This is a genomic window from Klebsiella sp. BIGb0399 (assembly GCF_003752615.1).
Lineage (GTDB): Bacteria > Pseudomonadota > Gammaproteobacteria > Enterobacterales > Enterobacteriaceae > Klebsiella > Klebsiella lignicola.
In genome coordinates this window covers 1,940,838-1,953,282 of the sequence record NZ_RKHT01000005.1, presented here as the reverse complement: position 1 = coordinate 1,953,282, position 12,445 = coordinate 1,940,838, and the positions used below count along the sequence as shown (strand labels likewise).

Genomic DNA, 12,445 nt, shown 5'->3' with positions numbered 1-12,445 from the left:
CGCATAAAAGGGCATTTAATGTTAATGAAAAAAAGCTAATGTAAATTAATGTTGTTAAAACTTTTGTTGAAGTTGACAAAAGGTTAAAGAAAGGGGTAAAAAGCCACCGCATACAGCCTTCTACGCTAAGTAGGGACGCTTTTTTGCAAGGTTATTTTTTTATTCCTCCCGTGAAACGCTGTGGCGTTCATCTGCCAGTAAGAGCAGAGGGTTAAGCGCTACACTTTTTTGGTTAAGCAATGCGTATGTCAACATCCACTGAAGTCATCGCTCATCATTGGGCATTCGCTATATTTCTCATCATTGCCATCGGCCTGTGCTGCCTGATGCTGATCGGGGGCTGGTACCTCGGCGGTCGCGCGCGCGCGCGGAGCAAGAACACGCCGTTTGAATCGGGGATCGACTCCGTTGGTTCGGCTCGCTTACGTCTTTCTGCGAAGTTTTATCTGGTTGCCATGTTCTTCGTTATCTTCGACGTGGAAGCCCTGTATCTCTACGCATGGTCGACATCTATTCGCGAGAGCGGGTGGGTCGGCTTTGTGGAAGCCGCAATTTTCATTTTAGTGCTACTGGCAGGTCTGGTTTACCTCGTTCGTATCGGCGCACTGGACTGGACGCCTGCGCGTTCCCGTCGCACGCTGGTTAACTCAGAAACAGACAGTCCCACTAACCGTCATATGCAGTAAAAGCGAGGCAATAAGATGGATTATACGCTCACCCGCATAGATCCTAACGGTGAGAACGACCGTTACCCCCTGCAGAAACAGGAGATCGTCACCGACCCCCTGGAGCAAGAAGTCAACAAAAGCGTGTATATGGGCAAGCTCGAACACGCGCTACACGACATGGTGAACTGGGGCCGTAAGAACTCAATCTGGCCTTACAACTTTGGCCTGTCATGTTGCTACGTTGAAATGGTGACGTCATTCACTGCGGTGCATGACGTTGCGCGTTTTGGCGCCGAGGTACTGCGTGCTTCCCCGCGTCAGGCTGACCTGATGGTCGTTGCCGGTACCTGCTTCACCAAAATGGCGCCGGTTATTCAGCGTCTTTACGATCAGATGCTGGAGCCGAAGTGGGTTATCTCCATGGGCGCATGTGCTAACTCTGGCGGGATGTACGATATTTATTCTGTCGTCCAGGGCGTGGACAAGTTTATCCCGGTTGATGTTTACATCCCGGGCTGTCCGCCGCGTCCGGAAGCTTATATGCAGGCGCTGATGCTGCTGCAGGAGTCCATTGGTAAAGAACGTCGTCCGCTCTCGTGGGTGGTTGGCGATCAGGGCGTGTATCGCGCCAACATGCAGTCGGAACGCGAGCGTAAACGTGGTGAACGCATTGCAGTGACCAATCTGCGGACGCCGGACGAGATTTAACTTGCGCCTGCGGGCGGTGGAACAACACTTCGCAAATCAATCTACAACAGCGCGAAGTCCCGCCCGGCAGTCACCACGGACCTTTTGCAATGGTGAACAATATGACCGATTTACATGCGCATGATGCCGCACCCGCCTGGCAAACCCGCGATCACCTCGATGACCCGGTGATCGGCGAACTGCGCAATCGTTTTGGGCCGGATGCCTTTACCGTTCAGCCAACCCGCACCGGCGTTCCGGTGGTCTGGGTTAAGCGTGAACAGCTGCTGGAGGTGGGTGATTTCCTGAAGAAATTGCCGAAGCCTTACGTCATGCTGTTTGACTTACATGGCATGGACGAGCGTCTGCGCACCCACCGTGACGGGTTACCCGCCGCGGACTTTTCCGTTTTCTATCACCTGATCTCCATTGAACGTAATCGCGACATCATGCTCAAGGTAGCATTGTCCGAAAACGATCTGCGCGTGCCGACCTTTACCAAACTGTTCCCGAACGCCAACTGGTATGAGCGTGAAACCTGGGAAATGTTTGGCATTGATATCGAAGGCCACCCACACCTGACGCGCATCATGATGCCGCCAACCTGGGAAGGGCATCCGCTGCGTAAAGACTACCCGGCGCGCGCCACCGAATTCGACCCGTTTGAGCTGACCAAGGCCAAGCAGGATCTGGAAATGGAAGCGCTGACCTTCAAACCGGAAGAGTGGGGCATGAAGCGCGGGACCGAAAACGAGGACTTTATGTTCCTTAACCTCGGCCCGAACCACCCGTCCGCGCACGGTGCGTTCCGTATCGTTCTGCAGCTTGATGGTGAAGAGATCGTCGACTGCGTACCGGACATCGGCTACCACCACCGTGGTGCTGAAAAGATGGGCGAACGCCAGTCCTGGCACAGCTACATTCCGTATACCGACCGTATCGAATACCTCGGCGGCTGTGTCAATGAGATGCCTTACGTACTGGCGGTAGAGAAGCTGGCCGGGATCACCGTGCCGGATCGCGTGAACGTCATTCGCGTCATGCTCTCCGAACTGTTCCGTATCAACAGTCACCTGCTGTACATCTCGACCTTTATTCAGGACGTCGGCGCGATGACCCCGGTGTTCTTCGCCTTTACCGACCGTCAGAAGATCTACGATCTGGTGGAAGCGATTACCGGCTTCCGTATGCACCCGGCGTGGTTCCGTATCGGTGGTGTAGCGCACGATCTGCCGCGTGGCTGGGATCGCCTGCTGCGTGAATTCCTTGAGTGGATGCCAAAACGTCTGGACTCTTACGAGAAAGCCGCGCTGCGTAACAGCATTCTGATCGGCCGTTCGAAAGGGGTTGCCGCCTATAACGCCAAAGAAGCGCTGGAGTGGGGTACCACCGGTGCGGGCCTGCGTGCGACCGGGATTGCCTTCGACGTGCGTAAATGGCGTCCATATTCTGGCTATGAAAACTTTGACTTTGAAGTCCCGACCGGTGGCGGTATTTCCGACTGCTATACCCGCGTGATGCTGAAAGTTGAAGAGCTGCGCCAGAGCCTGCGTATTCTTCAGCAGTGTCTCGATAACATGCCGGAAGGCCCGTTCAAAGCGGATCATCCGCTGACGACGCCGCCGCCGAAAGAGCGCACGCTGCAGCATATCGAAACCCTGATCACGCACTTCCTGCAGGTTTCCTGGGGCCCGGTCATGCCGGCCAACGAATCCTTCCAGATGATTGAAGCGACGAAGGGTATTAACAGTTACTACCTGACCAGCGACGGCAGCACCATGAGCTATCGTACCCGTATCCGTACGCCGAGCTATGCGCACCTGCAGCAGATCCCGGCGGCTATTCGCGGCAGCCTGGTATCCGACCTGATCGTCTATCTGGGTAGTATCGATTTTGTTATGTCAGACGTGGACCGCTAATTATGCACGAGAATCAACAACCACAAACCGAGGCTTTTGAGCTGAGTGCGGCAGAGCGTGAGGCCATTGAGCACGAGAAGCACCACTACGAAGACCCGCGTGCGGCGTCCATTGAAGCGCTGAAGATCGTTCAGAAGCAGCGTGGCTGGGTGCCGGATGGCGCGATCTATGCGATCGCTGACGTACTGGGCATCCCGGCTAGTGACGTCGAAGGCGTCGCCACCTTCTACAGCCAGATCTTCCGCCAACCGGTTGGTCGCCACGTGATCCGCTATTGCGACAGCGTGGTGTGCCATATCACCGGCTTCCAGGGGATCCAGTCCGCTATCGAGAAAAAGCTCGACATCAAACCGGGTCAAACCACCTTTGATGGCCGCTTTACTCTGCTGCCGACCTGCTGCCTGGGCAACTGCGACAAGGGGCCGACGATGATGATTGATGAGGATACTCACAGTTATCTGACGCCGGAGGCGATTCCTGACCTGTTGGAGCAGTATAAATGAAGACAGTGATCCGAACTGCCGAAACGCATCCGCTGACCTGGCGCCTGCGCGATGATAAACAGCCGGTGTGGCTGGATGAATATCAGAGCAAAAATGGCTACGCCGGCGCTCGTAAAGCGCTGCTGGGCCTGGCACCGGATGAGATCGTCAATCAGGTAAAAGACGCCGGTCTGAAAGGACGCGGCGGCGCAGGCTTTTCCACCGGTCTTAAGTGGAGCCTGATGCCGAAAGACGAGTCCATGAACATCCGTTACCTGCTGTGTAACGCCGATGAAATGGAGCCGGGCACCTATAAAGACCGCCTGCTGATGGAGCAGCTGCCGCACCTGCTGGTGGAAGGCATGCTGATTTCCGCGTTTGCGCTGAAAGCGTACCGCGGCTACATCTTCCTGCGCGGCGAATACATTGAAGCCGCTCAACACCTGCGCCGGGCAATTGCCGAAGCGACCGAAGCCGGTCTGCTTGGCAAAAACATCCTCGGTACCGGTTTTGATTTCGAACTGTTTGTCCACACCGGGGCAGGGCGTTACATCTGTGGTGAAGAGACCGCGCTGATTAACTCCCTCGAAGGTCGTCGCGCCAACCCGCGCTCCAAGCCGCCGTTCCCGGCGAGCTCCGGCGTGTGGGGGAAACCGACCTGCGTCAACAACGTCGAAACCCTGTGCAACGTCCCGGCGATTCTGGCCAACGGCGTTGAGTGGTACCAGAACATTTCAACCAGCAAAGATGCCGGAACCAAACTGATGGGCTTCTCTGGCCGGGTGAAAAATCCGGGCGTATGGGAGCTGCCGTTTGGTACCACCGCGCGTGAAATCCTCGAAGATTACGCTGGCGGCATGCGTGATGGCCTGAAATTTAAGGCCTGGCAGCCGGGCGGGGCGGGGACCGACTTCCTGACCGAAGCGCATCTTGATCTGCCGATGGAATTCGAAAGTATTGGTAAAGCGGGGAGCCGTTTGGGTACCGCACTGGCGATGGCCGTCGACCACGAGATTGGCATGGTTCCGCTGGTACGTAACCTGGAAGAGTTTTTCGCCCGCGAGTCCTGCGGCTGGTGTACGCCATGCCGTGACGGTCTGCCGTGGAGCGTGAAAATTCTGCGCGCGCTGGAACGCGGAGAAGGCCAGCCGGGGGATATCGAGACACTTGAGCAACTGTGTCGATTCCTGGGGCCGGGGAAAACCTTCTGTGCGCATGCGCCAGGTGCGGTCGAACCGCTGCAGAGCGCCATTAAATATTTCCGCGACGAATTCGAAGCAGGCATTAAGCAGCAGTTCAGCAATACCCATGCTATCAACGGGATTCAGCCGAACCTGCTTAAGACGCGCTGGTGATTCCCACACACTTATTCAGCCTGCGGTAAGACGGCAACTGAATGAGGCAGTGGTAACGATTTTTTAATTTGGAAGCATGCTAATGGCTACGATTCATGTAGATGGCAAAGAATACGAGGTCAACGGAGCGGACAACCTGCTAGAGGCTTGTCTCTCTCTTGGGCTTGATATTCCCTACTTTTGCTGGCATCCGGCGCTCGGTAGCGTCGGTGCTTGCCGCCAGTGTGCGGTGAAGCAATATCAAAACGCGGAAGACACGCGTGGTCGCCTGGTGATGTCCTGTATGACGCCGGCATCCGACGGGACCTTTATTTCTATTGACGATGGCGAAGCGAAGCAGTTCCGCGAGAGCGTGGTCGAGTGGTTGATGACCAACCACCCGCACGACTGCCCGGTCTGCGAAGAGGGCGGCAACTGCCACCTGCAGGATATGACCGTGATGACCGGTCACAGCTTCCGCCGCTACCGTTTCACCAAGCGTACCCACCGCAACCAGGACCTGGGGCCGTTCATCTCTCACGAAATGAACCGCTGCATCGCCTGCTATCGCTGCGTGCGTTACTACAAAGATTATGCCGACGGCACCGATCTGGGCGTGTATGGCGCGCATGACAACGTCTACTTTGGTCGCCCGGAAGATGGCGTGCTGGAAAGCGAATTCTCCGGCAACCTGGTAGAAGTCTGCCCGACCGGCGTATTCACCGATAAAACGCACTCCGAGCGCTATAACCGTAAATGGGATATGCAGTTTGCCCCGAGCATCTGCCAGCAGTGTTCCATCGGCTGTAACATCAGCCCGGGCGAGCGTTATGGCGAACTGCGTCGTATCGAAAACCGTTACAACGGTACCGTAAACCGCTACTTCCTCTGCGACCGCGGTCGTTTCGGCTATGGCTATGTGAACCTGAAAGACCGTCCGCGTCAGCCGGTTCAGCGCCGTGGCGACGATCTGATTACCCTCAACGCCGAACAGGCGATGCAGGGCGCTGCGGATATTCTGCGTCAGTCGAAAAAAGTGATCGGTATCGGCTCTCCACGCGCCAGCATCGAAAGCAACTTCGCGCTGCGTGAGCTGGTGGGTGAAGACAACTTCTATACCGGCATCGCCAAAGCAGAGCAGGAACGTCTGCAGATGATGCTGAAAGTGCTGCGTGACGGCGGGATTCATACCCCGGCGCTGCGCGAAATCGAATCCTACGATGCGGTTCTGGTGCTGGGCGAAGATATTACCCAGACAGGCGCCCGCATCGCGCTGGCCGTGCGTCAGGCGGTGAAAGGCAAAGCACGTGAAATGGCGGCGGCCCAGAAAGTGGCTGACTGGCAGATCGCGGCGATCCTCAACATCGGTCAACGTGCGAAACACCCGCTGTTTGTCACCAATATTGATGACACCCGTCTCGACGATGTCGCCGCGTGGACCTACCGCGCGCCGGTAGAAGACCAGGCTCGCCTGGGCTTTGCCATCGCCCATGCGCTGGATGATTCCGCGCCGGCAGTGGACGGACTGAGCAGCGACCTGAAAGGCAAAATCGACGTTATCGTCCAGGCGCTGGCCGGGGCGAAGAAACCGCTGATTGTCTCCGGGACCAACGCCGGCAGCATCGAAATCATTCAGGCCGCCGCAAACGTGGCGAAAGCGCTGAAAGGTCGCGGCATTGACGTCGGTGTCACCATGGTGGCCCGCGCGGTCAACAGCGTCGGTCTGGGCATGATTGGCGGCGGTTCTCTGGAAGCGGCGCTGAGCGAACTGGAAACCGGTGCGGCCGATGCCGTGGTGGTGCTGGAAAACGATCTGCACCGTCATGCTTCCGCTGCGCGCGTAGATGCTGCCCTGGCGAAAGCGCCGCTGGTGATGGTTATCGACCATCAGCGTACCGCGATTATGGACAAAGCCCACCTGGTACTGTCCGCCGCGAGCTTTGCCGAAAGCGATGGCACGGTGGTGAACAACGAAGGCCGCGCACAGCGTTTCTTCCAGGTTTACGACCCGGCTTACTACGACGCTAATACCGTGATGCTGGAAAGCTGGCGCTGGCTGCACTCCCTGCACAGCACCGTCGACAACCGTCAGGTTGACTGGACCCAACTGGACCATGTCATTGATGCTGCCGTGGCGAAACTGCCGCAGCTGGCGGGGATTAAAGATGCTGCGCCGGATGCCACCTTCCGCATTCGTGGGCAGAAGCTGGCCCGTGAACCGCATCGTTACAGTGGTCGTACGGCAATGCGCGCCAATATCAGCGTGCACGAGCCGCGTCAGCCGCAAGATAAAGACACCATGTTTGCTTTCTCGATGGAAGGGAACAACCAGCCGTCCGCGCCGCGTTCGCAAATTCCGTTTGCCTGGGCGCCGGGCTGGAACTCCCCGCAGGCGTGGAACAAGTTCCAGGATGAAGTGGGCGGGAAACTGCGTCACGGCGATCCGGGCGTGCGTCTGATTGAAGCGTCTGCCAGCGGTCTTGAGTACTTCACCGCGGTGCCGGCCGGCTTCCAGGCGGAAGAAGGGAAATGGCGTATTGCGCCTTACTACCATCTGTTTGGCAGCGATGAGCTGTCGCAGCGTTCTCCGGTCTTCCAGAGCCGCATGCCGCAGCCGTACATCAAGCTCAACCCGGCAGATGCCGCTAAGCTTGGCGTTAACGATGGCGCGATGCTCTCCTTTAGCGTTGAAGGCCAGGCGCTGAGCCTGCCGCTGATCGTCTCGGCAGGTCTGACTGCCGGGCAGGTTGGCTTGCCGATGGGCATGCCGGGCATTGCACCGGTACTGACCGGCGTTCGTATTGACACACTGCAGGAGGCGAAAGCATGAGTTGGTTAACACCGGATCTCATCGACATTCTGTTAAGCATCCTGAAAGCCGTTGTCATTCTGCTGGTGGTGGTGACCTGCGGCGCGTTCATGAGCTTTGGCGAACGTCGTCTGCTGGGCCTGTTCCAGAACCGCTACGGACCGAACCGTGTCGGCTGGGGAGGCTCACTGCAGCTGGTCGCCGACATGATCAAGATGTTCTTTAAAGAGGACTGGGTTCCGCGCTTTACGGACCGCGTCATCTTTACCCTGGCGCCGGTTATCGCCTTCACGTCATTACTGCTGGCCTTTGCTATCGTGCCGGTCAGCCCGACGTGGGTGGTTGCCGACCTGAACATCGGCATCCTGTTCTTCCTGATGATGGCAGGCCTTGCGGTGTACGCGGTGCTGTTCGCCGGCTGGTCGAGTAACAACAAATACTCGCTGCTGGGGGCGATGCGTGCTTCTGCGCAGACCCTGAGCTACGAAGTGTTCCTCGGTCTGTCGCTGATGGGCGTGGTGGCGCAGGCGGGCTCGTTCAACATGAGCGATATCGTCAACAACCAGGCGCATCTGTGGAACGTCATTCCGCAGTTCTTTGGTTTTGTCACCTTTGCCATCGCGGGCGTTGCGGTCTGTCACCGTCACCCGTTTGACCAACCGGAAGCCGAGCAGGAACTGGCCGATGGTTACCACATTGAATATTCCGGTATGAAGTTCGGTCTGTTCTTCGTGGGTGAATACATCGGGATTGTCACCGTGTCAGCGCTGATCGTGACGCTGTTCTTCGGCGGCTGGAATGGCCCATGGTTACCTCCGTTCATCTGGTTCGCGCTGAAAACCGCGTTCTTCATGATGATGTTCATTTTGATCCGCGCATCATTACCGCGTCCACGTTATGACCAGGTAATGTCCTTTGGCTGGAAGGTATGCCTGCCGTTAACGCTGATCAACTTGTTGGTAACGGCGGCTGTCATTCTCTGGCAGGCGCAATAAGGGGTGAATTGACCATGACCTTAAAAGAATTATTGGTGGGGTTCGGCACCCAGGTCCGCAGTATCTGCATGATCGGGATGCACGCCTTCGCCAAACGTGAAACACAGATGTATCCGGAAGAGCCGGTATATCTGCCGCCGCGCTACCGTGGCCGTATCGTGCTGACGCGCGACCCGGACGGTGAAGAGCGCTGCGTTGCCTGTAACCTGTGTGCGGTAGCGTGTCCGGTAGGCTGTATCTCTTTGCAGAAAGCAGAGACCAAAGATGGCCGCTGGTACCCGGAATTTTTCCGCATCAACTTCTCACGCTGTATTTTCTGCGGCCTGTGTGAAGAAGCGTGCCCAACCACGGCGATTCAGTTGACCCCGGACTTCGAACTGGGCGAATACAAGCGTCAGGATCTGGTGTACGAAAAAGAGGATCTGCTGATTTCCGGTCCGGGCAAATACCCGGAATATAACTTCTACCGGATGGCGGGTATGGCAATCGACGGCAAAGATAAGGGCGAAGCAGAGAACGAAGCTAAGCCTATCGACGTCAAGAGCCTGTTACCGTAAGGAGAGGGCAATGGAATTCGCTTTTTATATCTGTGGCCTTATCGCCATCCTCGCAACCCTGCGGGTGATCACCCACACCAATCCGGTACACGCCTTGCTGTACCTGATTATTTCGCTGTTGGCGATTGCCGGGGTGTTCTTCTCGCTGGGCGCGTATTTCGCCGGTGCGCTGGAAATCATCGTTTACGCCGGGGCCATCATGGTGCTCTTCGTCTTCGTGGTGATGATGCTGAACCTGGGCGGCAGCGAAATCGAGCAGGAACGTAAATGGCTGCAGCCGGGGATCTGGATCGGTCCGGCAATTTTGTCTGCGGTGCTGCTGGCGGTTATCGTCTATGCCATCCTGGGCCTGAACGATCAGGGTATTGATGGCACAGCGATCAGCGCGAAAGAAGTGGGCATTGCGCTGTTTGGACCGTACGTCCTGGCGGTGGAGCTGGCCTCCATGCTGCTGCTGGCCGGTCTGGTTGTCGCCTTCCACATCGGCCGCGAAGAGCGCGTCGGTGAAGTGCTGAGCAACCGTCAGAACGATAGCGACAAAAGAAAAACGGAGGAACACGCATGATTCCCTTAACACATGGGCTGATCCTCGCCGCTGTCCTGTTTGTGCTCGGCCTGACGGGTCTGGTCATCCGCCGCAATCTGCTGTTTATGCTGATTAGCCTGGAGATCATGATCAACGCTGCGGCGCTGGCTTTCGTGGTGGCAGGCAGTTACTGGGGCCAGACTGACGGTCAGATAATGTATATCCTCGCCATCAGCCTCGCGGCTGCGGAAGCGAGTATCGGCCTGGCGCTGTTGCTGCAGCTCCATCGTCGCCGCCAGAACCTGAACATCGATTCAGTAAGTGAGTTGCGTGGATGAACATGCTTGCCTTAACCATACTTCTGCCATTAATTGGCTTTGTTCTGCTCTCCTTCTCCCGTGGGCGCTGGTCGGAAAACCTCTCCGCCACCGTGGGAATGGGATCGGTAGGGCTGGCGGCGCTGGTCACTGCGTTTGTCGGCGTTGACTTCTTTGCCAACGGCAAACAGGCGATCAGCGTACCGCTGTGGACCTGGATGTCGGTGGGTGATTTCAACATCGGCTTCAACCTGGTGCTGGATGGCCTGTCGCTGACCATGCTTTCCGTGGTCACCGGCGTGGGCTTCCTGATCCACATGTTCGCCTCCTGGTATATGCGCGGTGAAGAGGGCTACTCCCGCTTCTTCGCCTACACCAACCTGTTTATTGCCAGCATGGTAGTTCTGGTGCTGGCGGATAACCTGCTGTTGATGTACCTCGGTTGGGAAGGGGTGGGTCTGTGCTCCTATCTGCTGATCGGTTTCTACTATACCGATCCGAAGAACGGTGCCGCAGCGATGAAAGCGTTCGTGGTGACCCGTGTCGGTGACGTGTTCCTCGCCTTCGCGCTATTCATCCTCTACAACGAACTGGGTACCCTGAACTTCCGCGAAATGGTCGAACTGGCGCCAGCACACTTCGAAGCCGGCAACAATATGTTGACCTGGGCGACGCTGATGCTGCTGGGTGGTGCGGTTGGTAAATCCGCGCAGCTGCCGTTGCAGACCTGGCTTGCGGATGCGATGGCTGGCCCGACGCCAGTCTCCGCGCTGATCCACGCCGCGACCATGGTCACCGCCGGTGTCTACCTGATTGCCCGTACTCACGGCCTGTTCCTGATGACCCCGGAAATTCTGCATCTGGTCGGGATCGTCGGGGCGGTGACGCTGGTGCTGGCAGGTTTCGCCGCGCTGGTGCAGACCGATATCAAACGCGTACTCGCTTACTCCACCATGAGCCAGATTGGCTACATGTTCCTCGCGCTTGGCGTGCAGGCGTGGGATGCGGCGATTTTCCACCTGATGACCCATGCGTTCTTTAAAGCGTTGCTGTTCCTGTCGTCCGGCTCGGTGATTCTGGCCTGCCATCACGAACAGAACATCTTCAAAATGGGCGGCCTGCGTAAGTCTATCCCGCTGGTGTACGTCTGCTTCCTGGTCGGGGGCGCGGCGCTGTCCGCACTGCCGCTGATCACCGCAGGCTTCTTCAGTAAGGACGAGATCCTCGCCGGTGCGATGGCCAACGGTCATATCAATCTGATGGTTGCGGGCCTGGTCGGGGCGTTTATGACCTCGCTGTATACCTTCCGCATGATCTTCATCGTCTTCCACGGTAAAGAACAAATTCACGCCCATGCAGGGAAGGGGATTACCCACCATCTGCCGCTGATCGTGCTGTTGGTTCTGTCGACCTTCGTTGGCGCGCTGATAGTTCCGCCGCTGCAGGGCGTCCTGCCGCAGACCACGGAACTGGAGCACGGTCGCGTGATGACACTGGAAATCACTTCCGGGATTATCGCGATTGCCGGGATCCTGATTGCCGCCTGGCTGTGGCTGGGTAAACGCACGCTGGTGACGGCTATCGCCAACAGCGCACCGGGCCGTCTGCTGGGCACCTGGTGGTACAACGCCTGGGGCTTCGACTGGTTATACGACATGGTGTTCGTGAAACCATTCCTTGGCATCGCGTGGCTGCTGAAACGCGACCCGCTGAACGCCATGATGAACATTCCGGCGATCCTCTCCCGCTTTGCAGGTAAAGGCCTGCTGTTCAGCGAGAACGGGTATCTGCGCTGGTATGTGGCATCCATGAGCGTAGGCGCGGTTATCGTGCTGGCTCTGCTGATGGTATTGCGTTGAGTTTGAGAACCGTTGTGTTGCCCGGCGGCGCTGAGTTTGCCGGGCTTACGGGACTGTCGATCGGATAAACGCAGTGCTATCCGACACAATAAACCCGCAATACGAAGTGAATGATTATCGAATTCGTTGAAATCAGGTCTTAAAGGACAGGCGTTATCGGCGAAGTCAAAGTGGGCACCGCCTGCGCACAGCAACCGCAGCGTACTGATGTACGTGAGGATTGCGGGCACAGCCGTGGTTCGCGATGACGAGTAAGATAGCCTGAACGGGACTTAAATAAGGAATAAAAATC

Annotated in this window: 11 protein-coding genes; all 11 read left to right on the top strand. The window is 57.1% G+C overall.

The genetic code is table 11. The annotated features are described in order from the left end of the window. The first annotated feature begins 239 nt into the window (after nucleotides 1-239). The 11 genes from nuoA (at nucleotide 240) to nuoL (ending at nucleotide 12,153) form a co-directional block, all read left to right on the top strand. On the top strand, nucleotides 240-686 hold the full coding sequence (nuoA, locus tag EDF82_RS09460; protein ID WP_123755232.1) for an NADH-quinone oxidoreductase subunit NuoA: 447 nt from the start codon (nucleotides 240-242) through the stop codon (nucleotides 684-686). Between the two features lie 15 nt (nucleotides 687-701). After that, nucleotides 702-1,376 (top strand): NADH-quinone oxidoreductase subunit NuoB, encoded by a 675-nt coding sequence (gene nuoB, locus EDF82_RS09455; protein ID WP_002913178.1) that lies wholly within the window; start codon nucleotides 702-704, stop codon nucleotides 1,374-1,376. 89 nt (nucleotides 1,377-1,465) lie between these two features. Beyond that, complete coding sequence (nuoC, locus tag EDF82_RS09450; protein ID WP_123755231.1) at nucleotides 1,466-3,274, top strand: NADH-quinone oxidoreductase subunit C/D; 1,809 nt, start codon at nucleotides 1,466-1,468, stop codon at nucleotides 3,272-3,274. A 2-nt stretch (nucleotides 3,275-3,276) separates the two neighbouring features. Continuing rightward, nucleotides 3,277-3,777, top strand: a complete 501-nt coding sequence (gene nuoE, locus EDF82_RS09445; RefSeq protein ID WP_004865099.1) for an NADH-quinone oxidoreductase subunit NuoE — start codon at nucleotides 3,277-3,279, stop codon at nucleotides 3,775-3,777. Continuing rightward, complete coding sequence (nuoF, locus tag EDF82_RS09440; RefSeq protein ID WP_123755230.1) at nucleotides 3,774-5,111, top strand: NADH-quinone oxidoreductase subunit NuoF; 1,338 nt, start codon at nucleotides 3,774-3,776, stop codon at nucleotides 5,109-5,111. The genes nuoE and nuoF overlap by 4 nt, the downstream gene beginning before the upstream one ends. An 82-nt stretch (nucleotides 5,112-5,193) precedes the next feature. Then, nucleotides 5,194-7,920 (top strand): NADH-quinone oxidoreductase subunit NuoG, encoded by a 2,727-nt coding sequence (gene nuoG, locus EDF82_RS09435; RefSeq protein WP_123755229.1) that lies wholly within the window; start codon nucleotides 5,194-5,196, stop codon nucleotides 7,918-7,920. After that, nucleotides 7,917-8,894 carry an NADH-quinone oxidoreductase subunit NuoH gene (gene nuoH, locus EDF82_RS09430; protein WP_004865093.1) on the top strand — a complete coding sequence of 326 codons (978 nt, stop codon included), beginning with the start codon at nucleotides 7,917-7,919 and terminating at the stop codon, nucleotides 8,892-8,894. Before nuoG ends, nuoH begins: the two co-directional genes overlap by 4 nt. A gap of 14 nt (nucleotides 8,895-8,908) precedes the next feature. Continuing rightward, the gene (gene nuoI / locus EDF82_RS09425; protein WP_015365590.1) at nucleotides 8,909-9,451 is read left to right on the top strand and encodes an NADH-quinone oxidoreductase subunit NuoI; all 543 of its coding nucleotides are present in this window, start codon (nucleotides 8,909-8,911) and stop codon (nucleotides 9,449-9,451) included. 10 nt (nucleotides 9,452-9,461) lie between these two features. Then, a complete protein-coding gene (gene nuoJ, locus EDF82_RS09420) occupies nucleotides 9,462-10,016 on the top strand; it encodes an NADH-quinone oxidoreductase subunit J (protein WP_123755228.1) in 555 nt (184 codons plus the stop codon). Next, nucleotides 10,013-10,315 (top strand): NADH-quinone oxidoreductase subunit NuoK, encoded by a 303-nt coding sequence (gene nuoK, locus EDF82_RS09415; protein ID WP_100682775.1) that lies wholly within the window; start codon nucleotides 10,013-10,015, stop codon nucleotides 10,313-10,315. Before nuoJ ends, nuoK begins: the two co-directional genes overlap by 4 nt. Then, nucleotides 10,312-12,153, top strand: a complete 1,842-nt coding sequence (gene nuoL / locus EDF82_RS09410; protein ID WP_123755227.1) for an NADH-quinone oxidoreductase subunit L — start codon at nucleotides 10,312-10,314, stop codon at nucleotides 12,151-12,153. Before nuoK ends, nuoL begins: the two co-directional genes overlap by 4 nt. The last annotated feature ends 292 nt before the right edge of the window (nucleotides 12,154-12,445 follow it).

Excerpts from the sequence above, each read along its gene's own strand:
- nuoA (WP_123755232.1), top strand. The coding sequence starts at position 240 with ATGCGTATGTCAACATCCACTGAAGTCATCGCTCATCATTGGGCATTC.
- nuoB (WP_002913178.1), top strand. The coding sequence starts at position 702 with ATGGATTATACGCTCACCCGCATAGATCCTAACGGTGAGAACGACCGT.
- nuoC (WP_123755231.1), top strand. The coding sequence starts at position 1,466 with ATGGTGAACAATATGACCGATTTACATGCGCATGATGCCGCACCCGCC.
- nuoE (WP_004865099.1), top strand. The coding sequence starts at position 3,277 with ATGCACGAGAATCAACAACCACAAACCGAGGCTTTTGAGCTGAGTGCG.
- nuoF (WP_123755230.1), top strand. The coding sequence starts at position 3,774 with ATGAAGACAGTGATCCGAACTGCCGAAACGCATCCGCTGACCTGGCGC.
- nuoG (WP_123755229.1), top strand. The coding sequence starts at position 5,194 with ATGGCTACGATTCATGTAGATGGCAAAGAATACGAGGTCAACGGAGCG.
- nuoH (WP_004865093.1), top strand. The coding sequence starts at position 7,917 with ATGAGTTGGTTAACACCGGATCTCATCGACATTCTGTTAAGCATCCTG.
- nuoI (WP_015365590.1), top strand. The coding sequence starts at position 8,909 with ATGACCTTAAAAGAATTATTGGTGGGGTTCGGCACCCAGGTCCGCAGT.
- nuoJ (WP_123755228.1), top strand. The coding sequence starts at position 9,462 with ATGGAATTCGCTTTTTATATCTGTGGCCTTATCGCCATCCTCGCAACC.
- nuoK (WP_100682775.1), top strand. The coding sequence starts at position 10,013 with ATGATTCCCTTAACACATGGGCTGATCCTCGCCGCTGTCCTGTTTGTG.
- nuoL (WP_123755227.1), top strand. The coding sequence starts at position 10,312 with ATGAACATGCTTGCCTTAACCATACTTCTGCCATTAATTGGCTTTGTT.